Below are 17672 nucleotides of genomic sequence, written 5' to 3'. Positions count from 1 at the left end.
GTGCCTTATTGGACTGCGCTTACCTTCGCGTTTCGCGAGATAAACCCTGACCAAACATCACCAAAGGAGTGGCGACATGACACTGCCTCTTGTAGTGAACAAGATTCGCTCAGACGGGCCGCACGAGGCTCTGGGCAACTCTTTCGGAAAGGTTAGGAATACTGGGACGAGATGGCACAAAGGCTGGGACCTCTCCGCCGAATCCAATTCTCCAGTGTTCGCCGTAGCGGACGGATCTGTTGTCCAGATTCACACAAACGTGTCAGGCTTTGGCCGCTGCATCTTGCTCGAATTTCACAATCCGAAGTACAAGCCTGGATTAATCGCTTCGGTTGGAATCGAAAACTATGAAAAGCTGTACGCGCTATACGCACACCTGAGTCATTTTGAAGTTAGCAAAGGCGACTCTGTAAGAGACGGTGAGCAGATCGGGAAAACGGGTACATCGGGTAATGCGGGCGGGGAGCCCGCCCATCTGCATTTTGAGTTATTGCTTGAGAATAGCCTTGCTAAGAGCGCGCGGCGCATCGATCCGGGTGAGTTACTGGGATACGAGTTGTATACGTGCGGTAACAAAGGCTTGGTTAACCAGGAAGTGTTCGGCTCACATAAGGCTAATTAGCCGGGAGTCCGACGATGGGCCCATCTCAACTGCTCGACAAGCAATCAGCACTGCGCTCAAACGAATGACGGTTGAGCATTCGATAACAGTAAATCCCCTGTCAACCACCTGATCGACGGCAATGGCTTTGGAAGACTCATTCAACATCGGTGCGAGCACCATTCGCCGGTGCCGGTTTGCGAACGTCTGCAAAGGACTGTGCAGCGGCCCCACAGCCGCGGCCCCCCGACTGTCGGCAATGGCCGATGACACGACGCCGGCATCCGGCGATCGAATGACCGCTCGTACGGTGGAGCTGCCGTCTGAATGTTCTCGCGACGCGTCGGGCGAAGGTCGCCTTCCGGCCGACAGTTCTCTCTGCGTTCCTCGCTATTCCGCGAAGAGCTTTTTGTGTTGGTGTCTTTTCTCTCGACGCTGATCTTTCGACGTAGCGCGAACGAAAAAGCTGTCCTATGCTCGACAATGCAGCGCGCGCATCACTGGGAAAGCCCGGCCGGCATCGACCGTGCCGCTAACTTCTGCCTCCCTCTGGACCCATGTTTGCGCTGCCTCCACTTCTTCCATCGACGCGGGCTCCTGTCCAGTCTCTCCCACGCAGCCTCGCATGCGTGGCGTTGATCGCCACCGGCGCGCTGGTGGCGCTGTCCACATGGTACCCAGGGCAATGGCAGGTGCTCCTGCTGCTCCTGCCCGCCATATGGTCGCGCGTGCCGGGACGTACCTCGGCGATCGCGATCTGGATCGGCTATTACCTTGCTGGCGCACGGGATATTCCCGTCGTGAGCATGCGTTTCTTTTCCGGCTATGGAGATCTGACGCGACCCGAAGCGCTGATGCTCGGCTTCTCATTCTGGATTGCGCAGGCGTGCGTGCTGGCGACACCGTGGGCCGTGCTCAAACCTGAGTCGGACGCGAGCGCCGCACGCCACGCCTTGTGCGCCGCCGTCGCGACGGTGCTCGTGACCGTACCACCACTTGGGATCATTGGGTGGTTATCGCCGGCATATGTCGCCAGCACCCTGTTTCCCGGTTGGAAGGCGCCAGGCTTGGTGCTCGGCATAGCCGCCACCACATGCGCGGCCTCCGTCTCACGCGGTCGCTTCGCCAGACAGGTTGCAACGCTGCTGGCGATCCTATCCCTTCTCGCGCGCAGTGTAGCGAGCGCGCCTCTTGTACCGTCCCGGTGGACAGCACTCGACACACGCCTCGGCCGGTTCGATCAGTCCAGCTATGCGTCGCTCTATGCCCGGACGCGACAGGTCCAAACCATCGCACAGCGTGCGTTCAGCGAAGGCGCCACCGTTGTTGTCCTTCCGGAGGAAATCGTGGGGCTGTGGCGCCCGGCGATGGGCTACTGGTGGCGTGACGATATCCAGGCATTCGCAGCGGCAAAGCGAACATTGATCGTCGGCATGGACCTGACCGCGTCCGGCACGCCGTTCCGGTACACCGACAGCGCGGTCATCGTCGGCGCGGACCACGGCCGCCTGGATAGTCGCCAGCCGGTGCCGGCGGCGCTGTGGCGCCCCGGTGCGGCCGTTAGCGCGATCCGCGGGAGTCTCAGCCAGCCATACGTCATGGTCGCAGGCAAGAGCGTGGCCTTCTCGATCTGTTATGAAGACCTATTGTGGTGGCCGCACTGGCGCATCCTGTTGCATTCGCCCGATGTGCTCGTCAGCCTGTCCAACAGCTGGTTCGATTCGGACCTCGCGCTCGCACAGATCCAGCGCCAGGGCGTCGCCGCAATCGCCCGACTGTCCGGTGTGCCATTGCTGCGTGCCGTGAACAGGTAGCCGCCGGAGGCGCGGGCAGGCGTGGGATAATCCGCCACGTTCCCGCTCCCGCTGTCCTGATGCCGAAAGCCGACCGAAGACGAAAGCGCCTCGTTTGCCCGCCGATCGGTGCGCTGATGCGCTACCGGGACAGGATGGTGCGCGTGGTTGCCGAGGCGAGCGGCCAGCGCGCCGTTATCGAGTCCATCCTTGAAGACGGACGCCCGTTGAGGAGCGTAGTGAAGTCGCATAACCTTGTGAGTCCTGGCGACCAGCTCTTCTGAGTCCGACCCATGCAACTCGATATTTTTGACGACAGCCGTGATGTGATGCTGCGCAACGATGTCCTGTCGGCATTGCAACACCACGATGCCTCCTCCGCCCGCCGTGCGCTGCAGATCCTCGGGCATGAATATCCGGACGATGCGGCACTCGTGGCGCTTGACACGCTCGTGACCGCCCTCGAAGCACGTTGCAGCCTACCCTTCGCGAACCATGACGCCGCGCTTGGCGCGTGGGAGACGCTACTGACCCGCGTCCGCCCCTCGGCGAACCAGTTGATGGGCGAACGGGCCGCCATCGCCTGGCTTGCGCCGTTCTGGAAGGAACTCGCGCAACGCGCCGCGGATCTGGCGTTCCGTGCGGCCCAGCCCGATGCACACGGCGCCGCGCTCTACCTGCATGCGGGCGACTGGAAAGCCGCTGAAGCTGCCGTCACGCGCATCGAATCCTGGCGACGCATTCCTGCACCGCTGATGTGGATGGCCGAATGCCGATACCGGCTCGATGGTCTCGAGGCCGCCTGGCCGCTTCTGGCCGAACTCGCATGGCTTGCTCCCACCCGTTTCGATGGCCTGCTCCAGCATCTCGAGGACAGTTTGCTGGATACGCTGCGCAGGGCATTCGAAGCGTCCTTTGAAGGAACCGGCGATGTCGCCGACCTCGCGTGGTTTCCCGCCTGGGTACTGATCCAGAAAACCGGACTCGCACCGCTGCTGAAGCAGGCACAACCCTGCCGTGACACCGAGCCCGAACGGGCAGCAAGACTCGTGCTTCGGCTGCTCGCGCTCGAGCGCGAAGGCCGTCACCACGAATTGATGGAGAGCCGTCGCGATCTGCGTGATCTCCACGATCCCCTCTACCGGCACTACATGAAAACGCGCTGAATGCTGAAAACCGGGATGTCACACACGAGCTCACATCGATGGACCTTCGGCGCCCGTTTCCGGCGTAACGCCTTCGGCTGGAAATCAGCGCTGCCGATCCAGCGGCTGAAGGAAGCGGTCGTCGAGATCCGGCAGGTGGCGCGCTCCGATGCCGTCCTTGCTGCCGAAGGCGCAGTCCTCCTGCTCGAAAAACTGTCTCCGGCGCTGGAACAGGTCGACAGTTCGTCCGGCGCGATGGGCACCGCAGTCAATCGGGCCATCGATGCACTGGCTCCGCTGATTGCCGCAGCCAAAGTTGATTCCACAATCAGACAGGCGTGGCTGGAACGTCTCTTTGCGGCGTTGCAGGAAGACCAGATGCCGTATATCGAACGCCTCGCCGATGTGTGGGGAGATCTTGCTGTAACACCGGATATGGCATCCGCATGGGCGGACAGGCTGCTGCCCATCACGGCCCATGTGATCGGCCCCGACGGCCAGGGTGGATTTTTTGTCGGGACTACCGCGTGCATGAGTGCGCTTTACGTCGCGCACCGATTCGACGAACTGCTCGCACTGGTCGACTCGGCGCGCATGACATGGTGGGGGTACCGGCAATGGGGTGTAAAGGCGCTCGTGGCACTCGGCCGGCCCGAAGAGGCGCTGCGTTACGCCGAGCAGTCTCGTGACGCCCATGCGCCGGAAAGTGCGATCGCCCTCGCCTGCGAGACGATCCTGCTCGCCTGCGGCATGCCGGATGAGGCCTACCGGCGGTATGCGATCGCGGCTAACCGCTCAGGGACGTACCTCGCGACCTTCCGTGCGATCGCGAGGAAGTATCCCGGGAGATCGCAGGCAGCAATCCTGCAGGACCTGATCGAAAACGAGCCCGGCTCGGAAGGCAAATGGTTTGCGTCCGCGAAGGACGCGGGACTCTTCGATCTCGCGACGTCGCTCATCCGGACCAGCCCGACAGACCCGCGTACCCTGATTCGGGCAGCACGGGAGTTCGTGCAGCGGCAGCCGGCGTTCGCGATAACCTGCGGCATGGCCGCACTGCGCTGGATCGACGCCGGCGCCGGGTACGAGATCACGGGGGCAGATGTGCTCGATGCCTATACGGCGCTCACCGACGCAGCCTGCGCGAGCGGCGCTTCCCGCGATGCTCTCAACGCGCGACTTCGGGAACAGTTCGGGCCGACTGCAGCCTCCGCATTCGTCGGCAAGGTGCTCGCGCCGCATATCCGGTAGCAGCACCCGGCGAAGCAACCGCCGTCCAGGTAGCCCGTGACGGGATAACTCTCCTACCGCTCGCCGCCGTTGACCGAGTCCTTGAATCCCTTGCCTGCAGTGAACTTCACCGTTTTCGCGGCAGCGATGCTGATCTCCTCGCCAGTCGCCGGATTGCGGCCCGTGCGCGCCGCACGCTTGCCCTGACTGAACGAGCCAAATCCGATTAGTTGCACGGTATCACCCTTGACCACCGCCTCCGTAATCGCGCCGATAAAAGCATCGATGGACTCGCCCGCGATGGCCTTGCTCGAGCCCGTTGCTGACGCGACGGCATCAATCAGTTCTTGCTTGTTCATGAATTCTCCTTCTGTCAATACAAAAAATAAGACGGCACGATATTGCGTGGTCAGCTACGCGGATGGCCGCTACAGCAAACGAATCCGCGTACCGTACCGCGAAGACAGCCGACCGCATAAGCTCACTCTCGCCCTCTCTCGCCAATTTGACGGACTCGATATGGTAAGCCAATAGCCACAGCATCGCATATGGACGGTCACGGCCGTCTGCCTCAACGCGGCAATCTCCAGAGCGAGAGACATCGATCCAGCAATGACGCAAGCACCCTCATGGTCCTGTCTCGCGGTCGGCGCGGTCGTCAACTACCAGGCAGGTCCGCTCGAGTAATTCGCCATGGGGGTGGCGGATCTCGACCGTAACCGGCGCAAGGCAACCCGCGCTGCAACGGCCCTCGCGCGAGACCTGGACGATCCATCTGTGAAACCGCGCAACGTACGGCCCGTGGGGCGCTAGCGCTACGCCCTCATACACCAGCGCCCGCAACATCCGCAGTTCCTCAACGTCCGGCATGGCCGGCGAGCTGACGTCCATCATTTCCGTGTCCTCCGCGATACTCCAGCGTAGAAGTCATGCACAGCGAACGATGTGCGCGCGCATGACATCCACGGAGGTGCAAGCTATTCGGGCGTGGCTCGCGCCGCCCGACGCGAACGCCGGCCCGCAGGCTGGACGGAGGTCGCCGCATCGGAGTCCGCGTGATCCGGCGGCATTCCTGGTTCCTCGCCCGACGTGGACTCCTCCGCTTCGCCATCGGCCGGACCGGCTGGCTCACTGGCGCCTTCGTCCTGTGCTGGAACATCGGACTCGCGCGTCTGACGCGGGCGGTACACCACCTGGTCGATGCGCACGAGGTTCAGGGCAATGGATTCGGCGTCAATATGGGGGCCCGCGTCGGCCTCGTTCTCGCGGTCGATCCATGGACTCACGTAGAAGTCGCCGCGCACGACGACGCTCGCGCCCGTGCGGATATGCTGCATCACGCGCTCGGTCAGGCGCTCGTTCCACACCGTCACGTCGACAGGAAAGGTCCGACCTTCGCGCTGCTCCAGTGTCCCGTCGTCAAGACGCCGGTAGCTGGCAGACATGACGCGCAGTTCGACGATGCGCCGCGTGCCGCTGGCGGTGTTGACCTGCTTCATCGTCGGCGACGCCAGCACGTTGCCGACCAGTTCTGCGTAGATGCCCATTGCGGACTCCGTTCATCAAGGATTGCCCCCTGTGATACGAACGCGCTGTCCATTGCCTGCTTTTTTGGATGGCTGCTCTGCGTTAGCCTGATGCCCCCGCCGGTCGCAACGCGACGGGACCACGCACCTGTCTCAGGTGCCGTCGATCCTTCGAACCTTGACTGTGCCGTGTTCCAGATACATCGTGAGCTGGCTCGCCGCATACCGGAAAACCGACTCCAGTGCGTTGAGCTCCTTCGCGCGCGCGTCGCACTGTTGCAGGTACGCGCGCAGCGGCGCCGGAATGCGATTGAAACATTGCTTCGCGCGCGCCCAGGCGATAGCATGCGGCTCACCGCGGACGAACCAGTCGAGACGATGGCGCGTCGCGCCGCTCGCCAGTGCAATGCGTACGCAGCGCAGCGACACATCGAGCCCGGTGGTCGCGCTCTCCGGCGCCAGCGTCTGCATTTCGGTCACAGTGTCCTTGAGCCAGTGCTCGTACGAACGCAGCAGCACGCGTATCCCGGCGTCGCCTGCGATCCGTGATACAGGTACCGCCATCGCTGGCTCCGGGCTGCCGGCTCCCTTACCCTTAAAGGCCTTTGAACGTCGATCCAGATCCGAAGGTCGGTCAGTCATTGCCGCAGTCCTCGAATCATTGCACCAAGGCGTCTGCTGCAGCTCGCGCGACCGCGTCGTCCCCGGACAGCGGCACACTGTCGAGCAGACGCAGTTCCGCATCCGACAGGCGGCTCACGCGCCGCCGGCTGTGACGTGGCTCACGCGCGCTCGTAAAGACGTCCCGCGGCAATACGCCAAGCAGCGCGCGCGCCGCTTCAACACGTTCGCGTGCGGCAGCATCCGCATTCGGCAGGAAGTCGATGCGCGAAAGCGGCAGCAATTCGGCGCGCGCGAGCACGCGCTGACAGTGCACCGCGAAATGGAACACGGACAGGCACCGGTGCTTGGCCGAGCCGATGCGCCGGAAGCCTTCTATCGACGACATCAGGTCACGCAACACCGCGGAACGCACGAGGCGCACAAGATAGTCGAGCTCGACAAGCAGCATGACGATCATGTAACCGTACGGCGAGCCAAACTCGAGCGATACGTGCGCAGGTTCGCGCGATTGCAGCACCGAATATTCGAGGCCTTTTTCGCGCGCGGCGTCTAGCAACTGGCGGGCATGCTGCTGCTCGAGCTCGTTCGCGCGCCGGATGCCGGAGATGCGATCCGCGATCTCGATGAGCTTCCAGTCCGCATAGGGGTTGTCGTTGCCCGAGAGCGACCACAACGCGCGCAGCGACGCAGCCACGCGGCGGCCGCCCGCCATCGCATGTCCCGACTCGCCTGGAGGTACGGCCCGGCCAAGAAACAGCCGCATCGCGTCGCGCGTGTGCAGCCGCATGCGGTCCGCACCGTCGCTACCGAGCTGACCCATGCGGCTGATCTCCTGAGCCTCGTGCGGGCGCACCAGTGGATCGCTGCCCTGTCGCAGCGTGTGAGTTTCGCGCATGCGATTCAGCGCTTCCTCGCGTTCGAGAAGCAACTGGTAGCGGCCGAACAGTGGATCGGCAGGGTCGGGATCACCGTCGACAATCAGGTGTGCAAGGACGGCGCGTTCAGTATCAACGTCATAACCGTCGGCAAACGGGGACGACGTGGAGCGCTCGAAGGCGTCGACAGACGGATCAATGGTGTGAGACGAAGCGGCGGACGGTGTATCCATAACAGACTCCCTGAAACAGGTGTTCGTTGGACAGTGAGGGAAACGCCAGCGCTGTTACCCCGGGTAACAGCAGGCAGCCCCGCACAGTCGCGTGTTATCCGGGGTGACAGCGCGCGCGGTGGGAAAACATGGGCTGGTACGCGCATGTGCTCCGCAAACGCGATGGATCCGGTCACGCATGGGCGCCCGCCTGACTGGCCGCCCCGCAGGGCGAATGACGCGCAGGCCGATGTGCGATCCGTTCGCGCAGTGCATCGCGAATGGCTGCGAGATTCCGGCGGGCCGTCTCAGGCGTCGACGCGCCCGGCTCCATCGCATCACCTGGAAGCACTGACCCAGCGTTCGTGCCCTCCCCCCCGGTCGCCCGCCTGCGTGCCGCGCGCTCGAGGTGCGCCCTGGTGGGGATGAACTCGCCGCCGATATAGCGTCGCACGAGCCCTGCGATGTACGCGACGGGCAACTGCACCGGCTGGCGCCGGTGGCCTGCCGCCATCTCGTCGAGCAACATCTGGCGGTCGGTCGCAGGAACCCGTGCGAGGTGCGAGGCGATGAGTGCGCGATCGTTGACCGGCAGCATGGTGGGCCAAACGAGCACGCTGGGGTCGTCTGCCGCAGGCAATGGCAAGATCGGCGAACCAGAATCGGCGCCAAGGTCGATTCCCACCACAACCGCGTTTGATCTCTTGCCGGTCGAGATCGCTGGGCCGGCGGTCGTTGTAGTCTTGTATGTAATCCTTCCGTATACGCGCGCGTCTGGAACGCCCGTTTCCCGCCATCGGTAATGGATCAAACCCGCCAACTGCAGTGGCACCGCAGGCGGATCCACATACAGCCGGAGACTTCCGGTTGGCGACTTCGGGCGCTCCGCCGCCAAGGCACGCACGTGTGGCGCATGAACTTCAATGGCGGACGGCCGGGTGTTACCCGGGGTAACAGCCGGTAGCGTCGCTGCGGCTGCACGCGCGTCTCCTTCGCGCAGACTCTGCGCGAGCAGGCGCTTGCGCGTCGCGAGCCGCTCGCGCACATCGCCGCGCGACACCAGGCGTTCGAGCTGGCGCTTCAGTTCGCCCGCATTGACCTGGGTGAAAACACGCCGGCCGGTGCACTGGCGCATGAACTCGCGAATCAACCCCTGGTGCACAAGCCGCGCTCTCGCGTTGTCGAGCTGACGCCGGTTAAGTCCCAGCGTGCGTTGCCACTCTCCGGCCGTGTGCGTGAACCAGGTACATTGCCGGTCGGCCTCGCGGCGCTGCAACTGCACCATGCGCGAGAGCAGCAGCGCGGCATTCACGTTGCCGACGAGATCAACAAAAACGCGTCGGTACGCGACAGTCGGCCCCAGCAACGCGTCACCCGCGAACGGATCCGCCCGCATCGCTTCGATCGATGCTGGGAGCTGCACGGCCATTGGACAGGTCGCGCGAACGGCGGCCGATATGGCTTCCACCTCCAGCCGGTAATGCATGCGCGCAGGCTGACCACCACGCCATTCGGCCAGCAGGTTCAGGTCCCGCATGCGCCGCCGCGCATTTTCCTGCTCTTCACGCGACAGGCCTGTCTCGATCAGCCAGTGTTCGCGGGTCTTGTGGATCCAGCCGCCATTGACCTCCACATCGCGTCCGCGTCGCGTCCAGTACACCAACTGCGAGAGCAGCAGCGCCTGCTTCGGATGTCCGGTGATGCGGGCCATGCGCGTCCCGAAAGCGATGGGACGATACGGCCTAAGGAGGGCCCACATCGTTTCGAACTCGGTGATATAGGGATGGCAACCGGGCATCATGACTGGACCTCCTGCAGCTGATTCAGCTGTTGCGGCTGATCGGGACGTACGGGGGGCCAGACAATATGCGCGGTGCGCTCCTCCGCTTTGCGCTGAAGCAGCGCGAGCACAGCCGGCCAGAGGATACGGAACTCATCCGCCAGCAGCGTCTTGCGCCGACGATGCGCGATCAGGCCTTTCGACCGGAGCAATCGCCGCGCGGCGCGCTGCTGCGACTCGGAGAGCGCCACTCTGCGCGCGAACTCGTCGGGCGCAACCTGAAGCCAGTCGTGGTGACGTCCCGTCTCGCTCTCAACCGTCGACAGTTCCGTGAGCATGGCGGCCGCGGCGAGGTCGCCACAGACCTCGACGAAACAGCGGTCTATCGCGATCGGCACGTCGAGCATCGAGAGCACCATTTCGGCTTCGGCAGGCGGCAGTCCGGGTGAATCGTCCCAGGTCTTGCCGGGCAGCAGGTTGCCCTGCGGATCAAGTCGCATGTCATACATGGTCAGACTCCTGGTGGGAAGAAGGTGGGGCAACGTCTCCGGTGTCCGCGTCGAGCGCCGCGAAAAGCGTCGCGAGCGACCATTGCCCGCCACATCGCTCATGCAGCGCCAGATAGCGTTCGCGCAGGTCGCCGATGTCCTTCAGACTGGCCCACGCATCGAAAAGCAGATCCATTCCGTAGCGCGACAGCGCACGCGGTTTCGTCGGCGCGGCGACATTGAGTTCGGCGCGCAGCCGTGCAATCGTTGCGCGCGTGGTGGTGCGGAAAAACGTTCGGATCATCGGAATGCTCGCCTGCCGCTCCACAAAGGCGCGCAACAGGTCCTGATCGCGCCACTGACGCTCAAGCAGCTCGCAGCGACGCTGCAACGCGCCGGCATCCACAAAGACACGCAATGCACCCGCGGTCAGCAGATCGCGCACGAGCGCCGGCGAACGGGCATCACTGAGCACACGCCTGATTGCGCCCGGTAGCCGATCTGTCAACGATTTCCGATGCGGCGACGCTGTTCCACATGAAACTTCGTTATCCTCATGTCCTGCGATGACGTACCGATCTGTCATGCAAGCACATGCAATCAGCTCGAGTAGCACGAAATGCTCGAGCGCTTCGCTCTTCAGCCGCAGGAAAGCGTTGTCCATCACGCCCCACCCCGCTGAAGCCGCTCGTCCGCACCGGGTTCGGGCCAGCGCGCCGGTGCAAAGCGCTCGGGGTACGCCGCCCGGAATGCGCGCGCCGCGCGAATGACCTCGTCCCACCATTGACCGATCGGGTGATCCGGATTGAGCATCACGTCGAACATCACGTCCATGCGGTCGGCGAGCAACGGCTCGCCGACGCTCGCGTCACAGGTGCGGTTCCACGTCTCGTCATCGCGGGCCATCTGTGCGAAGAGACTCCCGGAGGGAACGCGTGCGATGCCCGTTGCGGTGTTTTGCCGTGACAGGCTCACGAGCCACCACCAGCCGAGATACCGGTTGAGCATCTCTTCGTCACGCTGCGCGCCGACGCCGGGCGACAACCCGGGCGCGACACCGGGCGAGAAACGCGGTCTGTCCGGCGGCGGTGGCTCGACCATGAACCCGTAGGGCAACGCGGGCGCATCGCGTACGCATCCATCGAGACCGCAGGTTCGTGCGAAAGTCAGCACCGTTTCCCGTAAAAGTTCACCCTGGTTTGAAGAAGACGCAGCGTGCAGCGTGCTGTCCCGGTGAACGTCGTCGGCCACCACTGTGGATGGGTCATCCGGTGCGCGTTGCGGACCATCCGTCGACACGACTGACTCGCCACGCCGTTGCCCGACACCGGTCGGGCGCGGCACGGTTCCATCCGCAGCCGGCGTGGCGCGAGGCTGTTCGTCGAACCGGGTCAACCTCACGGGTCCCGACGAGGCCGAAGGATCCGGTGTGGCCGCCGCACGGTTCGCGTCGACATCGGATGCGATCGATGAAGGTTCACGTCGCTCACCCGGCATGCCACCGACTTCACGTAAGTCATCACCGGCAGCGTTCGGTGTGCGCTCCAGCAGATGACACATCCGGTCCATGGCGTCGCGCGGCACGCCGAGCTCGCCTGCCAGCCGTTGTATCAATCCGTCGACCAACTGCGCAGCATCAAATGGCGCAGACTGCGCCAGCGTGCCGCCCGCATCCGGGTTGTCCGGATTGCAGCGGGCGGCGACGCCGGTCAGTTGCGGATCGATCACCCGCGCCTGCAACCACTGATCGTCGAAGCCGAGGCGCCTCGTGAGGCGCAGCAGCATGCCGATGCCTGGCTGGATCACATCGACAAGCGCGCGCCGGCTCAGATACGCCGTGGCGGGTCCGAGGGCGGAGAGACGGTCGACCGCGAACTGGAAGAGCGAGAGCAGCACATGGCTCACCGGTGCCCCTTCCTGTTCAAGCAGCCGGGAGAATTCACGTAACGACAGCGTCTCGCTACGTTCGGCTTCGAGATCGGTCTTGAGCGCTAGATAGCCATTCGCCTTGTCCCAGAAGCAGAGGTCGGCGCGCTGGTCATTCTCGCGCAGGTGCGCCGCCAGCAGCTTCGCCTCACCGGGATACGGCACGTAGATAAAGTCGTAGTAAAGGAAGCGTTCGTCGCGGGTTTCGTCGTGAAGGGCCGTCGCTGCTGTCACGCGCGAATTGCCGCCCTTCGCCACCACGTAACGCGTCTCGTCTGGACGGCGGGTCACCGTCACGATCTGCTCGATGCCGTTCGCCCGGATCGACTCCTTGAGTTCGACGATACGCTCGTGCGACGCGCGACGCGGATTGCGCTCATAGACCATCACGTCGGTGATCTTCAGCCGGATCACCGACGTGAGCTGCGGTTCGGGCGTCTGAGCGCCCGGCGGGGGCACGTCCAGGCGCTGGGCAGCGAGCGTTTCGCGCGCCTCACTGAGCGGCTTGTCCGACACGTTCACGCGACCGCCCCCTGCCGGACACCCGTCCGGGTGTCGCCCGTCCAACCCTGCGAAGCACCGGCATAGACGTTCGCCAGCGACGGAAACAGTTCCCATGCGAGACGGTGCATAACGTTCCATGCCGAATTCCCGAACCGCTGGCGACGATCAAAGTCATGCACGGGAACGCGTGCCGTTGCCGCCGCCGCGTACGCCGCGGCTGACGGGATCACGGTGTCGAGCACATGGACTTTCGAATGTTCAGAGAAGCGCTGACGCAGCACGGCTGCAAGTGCCCGCGCGTTGGTGGTGCGCTCATGCGCATTGATCAGCGCGAGCAGGTCGCCCGAACGGAAGGATTCGCCGAAGTCGGCCAGCCGGTTCAGCTCGTCGAGCATCGCGATCGTGCCCGTGGCGAACTCGCCGGCGCTCAGCGCATCCGGCTTGACGGGCGACACCATCACGTCTGCCGCCATCGCCGCTGACTTCTGCAGTTCGCCGACCGCGCCTTGCGTGTCGATCAGCACGACGTCATAAGGGTCGACAAGCGGACTGCGCATCGCCCGGCGCAGGATCATCAGGCGATCCTCACGGCGATTGAGCCACGCCTGCAGCGCTGCATCCGGCGTATCGGAATAGACCAGATCGAGATTGGAGAAAATCGTGCGACTGATGCAGTCGGCCGACGGATTGCCGCCCGAAGTCACGACTGCAGTCAGACCTTGCGATGAACGGTAATTGACGGGAAAGAACTTACTTAGACTCGGCTGGACATCTGCATCGATCGCAAGAACCTTCAAGCCGAAGGCTGCGAGCAGGCCGCCAAGATTGGCGGCGACGGTCGTCTTACCGACGCCGCCTTTGGTGGAGACGAAGGAGATAACTACCGGCACGGTGGGAGATCCAGTACAGCGTCATCGCTTGAGTGGAAATTCAGTTAATGAAAAAGAATATGGTCACTAAGTCGGATCGTGAGGCGGCCCGTATGAATCGCGACTGGCGTCCTCGGTGGCGTCTCCGGCGGCCTCGTTTCCACCGGAGTGCGTAAGTTGCGAGGCGATCCACTTTTCATATTGGTCGACCGGAAAAAGACGCCGGCGCCCCACGCGAATTGACGGCGGCATCGGCAGCCCGAGCGTCAGGCGGTTGCGTGCTGTCGCCGGCGCGATATGCAGCTCTCGCGCGATCTCTTCCAGCGTGTAGAAGCGCCTGCTCGTCACTCTCCCTCCACGGCACCTCGACGCACCACCCGTCCAGCGAGAGCTCATTTCGTTCGGGTACGTCCAGGATTGTCTATTACTCGAATGTACCTATAATCAAGGCACAGGATCACTCTAGGAATGTGAGACAGACATGTCAAGCACCACTGATCACGAAGACTCTCATCAGCGGGTTGCGCAGGTGCGCGAGCATCTCGGCCTGTCCCAAGACAAGATGGCCCGGCAGCTCGGGCTGTCTCTGCGCGCATATGCCAATTACGAGCGCGGGGAGCGTGCGATCCCGATCGAACTGCTGCGCGGGCTATACGAGCGGTTTTCAGTCGATCCCGTCTGGCTGATGTCAGGCGACGGCAACATGATTCTCGACCGGGATGTGCGGTACCGGCTCGACCAGAAGACGCTCGACGGCGTGCTGGTCTCCGTCGAACGGATCGAACAGCGTCTTGAGGCGCCACTCGATGCGAAGAAAAAGGCGAGACTCATTGGTCTGCTCTACGAGCAATGCCAGTTGCTGGGCGAGAGCGCCGAGCAGATCCTGAAGGATTCACGCATCGGTCGCCTGACGCGATGATTGCGCCCAGGTCAGCAGCGGGAACAATTCTGCAATGGCGCCCGCCAACCATCGGGCGAACATTAATCTTCCGAAGTAGCGCCTTTTGACGCATGTGTGAAAACGCCTGCGATATCGCCATCGGTCGGGAGAATGGAATGGGACGCCGGGAAGAAATCAGCAAGGAACTCGATCAACTGGCAAGCGAGATCGAGAAGGATGCCCTGCTTGCGCATGGCGAGCATGCCGCAAAAATCCCGTCGGCACCCGACATACATATCCGTCTTGAACTCGTCATTGCACAGCAAGTGCCCATCGGGTTTCAGATCCGCCTCTCGACGGAACCGGTCGACGGCGAACCATCATAGCGGCGTACGTTCCGTTCCTGGCCCCGGCCAGCACGCTGATTCGTGAAAATCCTGCCGCCCCTTGATCAATTCTCCGCGCGGGATATGGGCATCGCCCCGTGATGGTGCCTTGATTCGCGAAGTCAAAGACGGAATCCGGTTGACACCATTACAGCGGTTGCCAGTAACACTGCCTACGACCATCGTCACCGGGAAGCACCGCGTCACCGCGGAATCCATACGGGGCACATGACGACACAGCACGCAAATTGACGCTACATCGCCACTCGACCGCGTGTCTGTTCAGTGCTTCTTCAAATCTCACTGCGTCATATCGCGTGACGTTACCAAGTTCTACAAGGCATTAACCCACGCGCCAAATATTGCGCAGGCGTAACGAACACGTGTCTGCCCGTTCACACCCGCGCCGTTCATTCCCTTGCCGCTGGAAACAGCCGGCAAGGAAGGAGACCCATCGCGCATGGCGCTGCCGAAAATGCAACTGCATGAATATTTGCGCAACGCGTGATCGACCGCCTGCTCCTTTCGTAAGATCAAAACTCAGTTGCGTCATCGCCCGTCCGTCTGCCGCGCAATTCGCATCCGCTGCGGGCGACGTGATTGTCTTCCTTGCGAACTGACCCATGCGAGGTATCCATGAATAGTCGCGCCGTGATCCACGACCAGGATCTGATCCGCTCTGCGTTTCCGGAATGGGACACGATTCACCGTGCCATGACCTCGCCCGACGTAATCCATGTCGTCGTCGATATCGTATTCGATTGGATGAACATCACCGCCGCCATGCTGATCCTGCATCGCCTTGGATGGTGGTCGGCGCCCGCGATCGTTGCTTGGGTCGGTAACCGGCAGCGTGCGCTCGGCAACCTGCTGCACGACGCCGCGCACCGCAATCTTGCCCGCTCATGTCGCCTCAATGATGCCCTGGCGCGCCTCTTTATCGAACCGGCGCTCTTCAACAACCTTGCGCTCTATCGTGAGCTCCATGCCCGCCATCATGCGTGGCTGGGCGACCCGGTGCGCGATCCTGACTACATCGCCGTTCGTCCGAATCCCGGCGACCGCTGGTGGCAGCCGTTTTTCAAGGTTCTGCTCGCGCCAGCGGCCTGGTTGAGCTCGACGTTCGGACACCTGCCTCTGTCGAGGCTCAGCTGGATGCAGCGCTTCGGCATGGCCGGATGGTGGGCCGCCGTACTGGGTGCCACGACGCTTGTATGGGGCGTTCACGCGGCAGCGCTTTTCTTCGGCATATGGATGCTGGCGAGAGCCACCGTCTTTCACGCGATCACGACGTTTCGTGAGCTGTGCGACCACTTTTGTCTGGAGCGAGGCGGGATCTTCAGTTACACGCGCGACGTTTCTTCCCGCAGCCTATGGCGGCGGATCATTCATCCGCACAACAACGGCTACCACCTCACGCATCACCTGATGCCGTCGATTCCCTATCACCGCCTCGCACACGCGCAGCGCGAGCTGCTAGCATTGCCTGCCTTCGCCGGCGCGGCCAGAGTCTGCCACGCGTATTTTCGCGGCCCTGATGCAGTCGTGCGTGAATGGGAAGTCCATGGAGGCGAAAATGTTGCAGCGTAATCTCGGGGCGGTACACGTGGCTGCGCTGCTTGTCTCGGCAAGCTACGGTGTGGCATTCCTGCTCGGTTCCGGCGAAATGGCACTCCATGCCGGTATGGCGGGCAGCCTCTATGCGATCGTCACCGCGCTGGGCATGCTCGCGCTCGCGCTGGCCGCACCAACGCTCTGGCGGGGACGCGAACTCATCTGGGACGTGTTGGGCGAGCGTTACGGTCCAGCGGTGCGCAAGCTCGTCGCGCTCCTCTCGCTCGTCTGGATGTCCGGCGTGCTGGCGGCCCAGATCCATGGCGGTATCGCCGTGCTTGTCGCGACGGGACTGCCGGCAACCCATGCACTGGCGGTGATCGCCGCGGCGCTGCTGGTCATGTCCTCCATCGAACTCGGCATGGCCGCAACGCTCTTCGCGTGCTGCCTGCTGGCCATGAACGTTGCGCTTCTGCACGCGCTTGTCGCATCGCACGGCCTGACCGTGTACCTCCATGCGTGGCCGTCCTTCATCCAGGAGACACGCGCCGCGCCGCGCGCTGAAACACTGGTGACCATCGCAGCAGTCGGATTTCTCGTGATCACGGGATCGGACTATCAACAGTTTGTCGTCGCTGCGCGCCGACCACGAGATGCGTGGCTCGGCTGCGTACTTGCGAGCCTCTTCCTCATGGTGACCGGGTTTCTCCCGGCCGCAACAGTCGTCGCAGCGCTTCATGCCGGCAAGCTGTCCGGCCTGACGGACACCGCGAGCGCGATCCCGTGGATCATGCTGCAAACCGGCGGGTCCAAGGGCCTCGTTTACATCGGCATTATCCTGCTTTCTGCCCTCGGATCAGGGACCGCGATCACACGTGCGATGTCATCGGCACTTGAGGGCCTTCATGCCGGCGACGGTCGCTACGGCTACGCATCGCGCCTGCTGATCATCGCCATTGGCTGCGCAATCGCGACGGATGGTCAGGCGATTGTGTCGACCATCGTGTCGCTGAACATCATCTACGTTGCGGCCGTCGGGTTGCTGTTCGTCTTGCACGAGCGTGGTCGGCAGGTTGCACCGCGCTGTGCATCAGCGATGTTGCTGTCTGGCGCCATCGTTTCCCTGCTCGTTTCGGCAATGAACTGGACCGGTATTGGCAATCTGCCCGGTTGGCTCCCGCTTCCGGCGGGGCTGCTCGCCTCCGCCTGCGCGCCGGTCGCATGGCAGTTCGCGCCGTTTCTCGGGCGCGTGCGGTTATAGAATCGCCTGGCCACCCGA

Annotated in this window: 18 protein-coding genes; 8 read left to right on the top strand and 10 right to left on the bottom strand. The window is 63.2% G+C overall.

Annotation, left to right across the window (positions count from 1 at the left end; translation table 11 throughout):
* Positions 1 to 76: 76 nt before the first annotated feature.
* The 4 genes from OKW35_RS25470 to OKW35_RS25455 all read left to right on the top strand — a co-directional run bounded on the left by OKW35_RS25470 (position 77) and on the right by OKW35_RS25455 (position 4790).
* On the top strand, positions 77 to 622 hold the full coding sequence (locus tag OKW35_RS25470; RefSeq protein WP_429553476.1) for a M23 family metallopeptidase: 546 nt from the start codon (positions 77 to 79) through the stop codon (positions 620 to 622).
* 608 nt (positions 623 to 1230) lie between these two features.
* Positions 1231 to 2415, top strand: a complete 1185-nt coding sequence (locus OKW35_RS25465) for a conjugal transfer protein TraB (RefSeq protein ID WP_429553475.1) — start codon at positions 1231 to 1233, stop codon at positions 2413 to 2415.
* Between the two features lie 272 nt (positions 2416 to 2687).
* Positions 2688 to 3560 (top strand): hypothetical protein, encoded by an 873-nt coding sequence (locus OKW35_RS25460; protein WP_429553474.1) that lies wholly within the window; start codon positions 2688 to 2690, stop codon positions 3558 to 3560.
* Positions 3561 to 4790 (top strand): hypothetical protein, encoded by a 1230-nt coding sequence (locus OKW35_RS25455; RefSeq protein WP_429553473.1) that lies wholly within the window; start codon positions 3561 to 3563, stop codon positions 4788 to 4790.
* A 53-nt stretch (positions 4791 to 4843) separates the two neighbouring features.
* On the opposite strand, the gene OKW35_RS25450 is transcribed toward OKW35_RS25455, so the two are convergent.
* From OKW35_RS25450 to OKW35_RS25405, 10 genes are all read right to left on the bottom strand, one after another.
* Positions 4844 to 5128: an HU family DNA-binding protein gene (locus OKW35_RS25450; RefSeq protein ID WP_018423071.1), complete on the bottom strand. Its 285-nt coding sequence runs from the start codon at positions 5126 to 5128 to the stop codon at positions 4844 to 4846.
* Between the two features lie 618 nt (positions 5129 to 5746).
* Positions 5747 to 6316 (bottom strand): single-stranded DNA-binding protein, encoded by a 570-nt coding sequence (locus tag OKW35_RS25445; RefSeq protein ID WP_429553472.1) that lies wholly within the window; start codon positions 6314 to 6316, stop codon positions 5747 to 5749.
* 132 nt (positions 6317 to 6448) lie between these two features.
* Entirely contained in the window at positions 6449 to 6859 is a 411-nt protein-coding gene (locus tag OKW35_RS25440; protein WP_429553471.1) for a hypothetical protein, read from the bottom strand.
* Positions 6860 to 6953: 94 nt separating this feature from the next.
* Positions 6954 to 8027 (bottom strand): PFL_4669 family integrating conjugative element protein, encoded by a 1074-nt coding sequence (locus tag OKW35_RS25435; protein ID WP_429553470.1) that lies wholly within the window; start codon positions 8025 to 8027, stop codon positions 6954 to 6956.
* A 172-nt stretch (positions 8028 to 8199) separates the two neighbouring features.
* Positions 8200 to 9807, bottom strand: a complete 1608-nt coding sequence (locus tag OKW35_RS25430) for a hypothetical protein (protein WP_429553469.1) — start codon at positions 9805 to 9807, stop codon at positions 8200 to 8202.
* Positions 9804 to 10295 (bottom strand): hypothetical protein, encoded by a 492-nt coding sequence (locus tag OKW35_RS25425; protein ID WP_429553468.1) that lies wholly within the window; start codon positions 10293 to 10295, stop codon positions 9804 to 9806. Before OKW35_RS25425 ends, OKW35_RS25430 begins: the two co-directional genes overlap by 4 nt.
* Entirely contained in the window at positions 10288 to 10782 is a 495-nt protein-coding gene (locus tag OKW35_RS25420; protein ID WP_429553467.1) for a hypothetical protein, read from the bottom strand. Before OKW35_RS25420 ends, OKW35_RS25425 begins: the two co-directional genes overlap by 8 nt.
* Positions 10783 to 10937: 155 nt before the next feature.
* Entirely contained in the window at positions 10938 to 12722 is a 1785-nt protein-coding gene (locus OKW35_RS25415) for a ParB N-terminal domain-containing protein (protein ID WP_429553466.1), read from the bottom strand.
* Positions 12719 to 13594, bottom strand: coding sequence for a ParA family protein (locus tag OKW35_RS25410; RefSeq protein WP_018423080.1), 876 nt, complete (start codon positions 13592 to 13594; stop codon positions 12719 to 12721). Before OKW35_RS25410 ends, OKW35_RS25415 begins: the two co-directional genes overlap by 4 nt.
* Positions 13595 to 13660: 66 nt before the next feature.
* Positions 13661 to 13921, bottom strand: coding sequence for a helix-turn-helix domain-containing protein (locus OKW35_RS25405; protein ID WP_018423081.1), 261 nt, complete (start codon positions 13919 to 13921; stop codon positions 13661 to 13663).
* A gap of 133 nt (positions 13922 to 14054) precedes the next feature.
* Between OKW35_RS25405 and OKW35_RS25400 the strand changes: the two genes are divergently transcribed.
* The 4 genes from OKW35_RS25400 (at position 14055) to OKW35_RS25385 (ending at position 17654) form a co-directional block, all read left to right on the top strand.
* Positions 14055 to 14492 (top strand): helix-turn-helix domain-containing protein, encoded by a 438-nt coding sequence (locus OKW35_RS25400; protein ID WP_131244182.1) that lies wholly within the window; start codon positions 14055 to 14057, stop codon positions 14490 to 14492.
* Positions 14493 to 14629: 137 nt separating this feature from the next.
* Positions 14630 to 14839, top strand: coding sequence for a hypothetical protein (locus OKW35_RS25395; RefSeq protein WP_429553465.1), 210 nt, complete (start codon positions 14630 to 14632; stop codon positions 14837 to 14839).
* A 636-nt stretch (positions 14840 to 15475) separates the two neighbouring features.
* Complete coding sequence (locus OKW35_RS25390) at positions 15476 to 16429, top strand: fatty acid desaturase family protein (protein WP_429553464.1); 954 nt, start codon at positions 15476 to 15478, stop codon at positions 16427 to 16429.
* Positions 16416 to 17654 (top strand): sodium:solute symporter, encoded by a 1239-nt coding sequence (locus tag OKW35_RS25385; protein WP_429553463.1) that lies wholly within the window; start codon positions 16416 to 16418, stop codon positions 17652 to 17654. Before OKW35_RS25390 ends, OKW35_RS25385 begins: the two co-directional genes overlap by 14 nt.
* The last annotated feature ends 18 nt before the right edge of the window (positions 17655 to 17672 follow it).

Source organism: Paraburkholderia sp. MM5477-R1 (assembly GCF_050436385.1).
GTDB lineage: Bacteria > Pseudomonadota > Gammaproteobacteria > Burkholderiales > Burkholderiaceae > Paraburkholderia > Paraburkholderia tuberum.
Note: the sequence above shows the minus strand (reverse complement) of the source record. Positions and strands in the feature narration are given on the sequence as shown.

What these genes read in the sequence shown, in the direction of transcription:
- OKW35_RS25470 (WP_429553476.1), top strand. Translation starts at nt 77, where the DNA reads ATGACACTGCCTCTTGTAGTGAACAAGATTCGCTCAGACGGGCCGCAC.
- OKW35_RS25460 (WP_429553474.1), top strand. Translation starts at nt 2,688, where the DNA reads ATGCAACTCGATATTTTTGACGACAGCCGTGATGTGATGCTGCGCAAC.
- OKW35_RS25455 (WP_429553473.1), top strand. Translation starts at nt 3,561, where the DNA reads ATGCTGAAAACCGGGATGTCACACACGAGCTCACATCGATGGACCTTC.
- OKW35_RS25450 (WP_018423071.1), bottom strand. Translation starts at nt 5,128, where the DNA reads ATGAACAAGCAAGAACTGATTGATGCCGTCGCGTCAGCAACGGGCTCG.
- OKW35_RS25445 (WP_429553472.1), bottom strand. Translation starts at nt 6,316, where the DNA reads ATGGGCATCTACGCAGAACTGGTCGGCAACGTGCTGGCGTCGCCGACG.
- OKW35_RS25440 (WP_429553471.1), bottom strand. Translation starts at nt 6,859, where the DNA reads ATGGCGGTACCTGTATCACGGATCGCAGGCGACGCCGGGATACGCGTG.
- OKW35_RS25435 (WP_429553470.1), bottom strand. Translation starts at nt 8,027, where the DNA reads ATGGATACACCGTCCGCCGCTTCGTCTCACACCATTGATCCGTCTGTC.
- OKW35_RS25430 (WP_429553469.1), bottom strand. Translation starts at nt 9,807, where the DNA reads ATGATGCCCGGTTGCCATCCCTATATCACCGAGTTCGAAACGATGTGG.
- OKW35_RS25425 (WP_429553468.1), bottom strand. Translation starts at nt 10,295, where the DNA reads ATGTATGACATGCGACTTGATCCGCAGGGCAACCTGCTGCCCGGCAAG.
- OKW35_RS25400 (WP_131244182.1), top strand. Translation starts at nt 14,055, where the DNA reads ATGTCAAGCACCACTGATCACGAAGACTCTCATCAGCGGGTTGCGCAG.
- OKW35_RS25395 (WP_429553465.1), top strand. Translation starts at nt 14,630, where the DNA reads ATGGGACGCCGGGAAGAAATCAGCAAGGAACTCGATCAACTGGCAAGC.
- OKW35_RS25390 (WP_429553464.1), top strand. Translation starts at nt 15,476, where the DNA reads ATGAATAGTCGCGCCGTGATCCACGACCAGGATCTGATCCGCTCTGCG.
- OKW35_RS25385 (WP_429553463.1), top strand. Translation starts at nt 16,416, where the DNA reads ATGTTGCAGCGTAATCTCGGGGCGGTACACGTGGCTGCGCTGCTTGTC.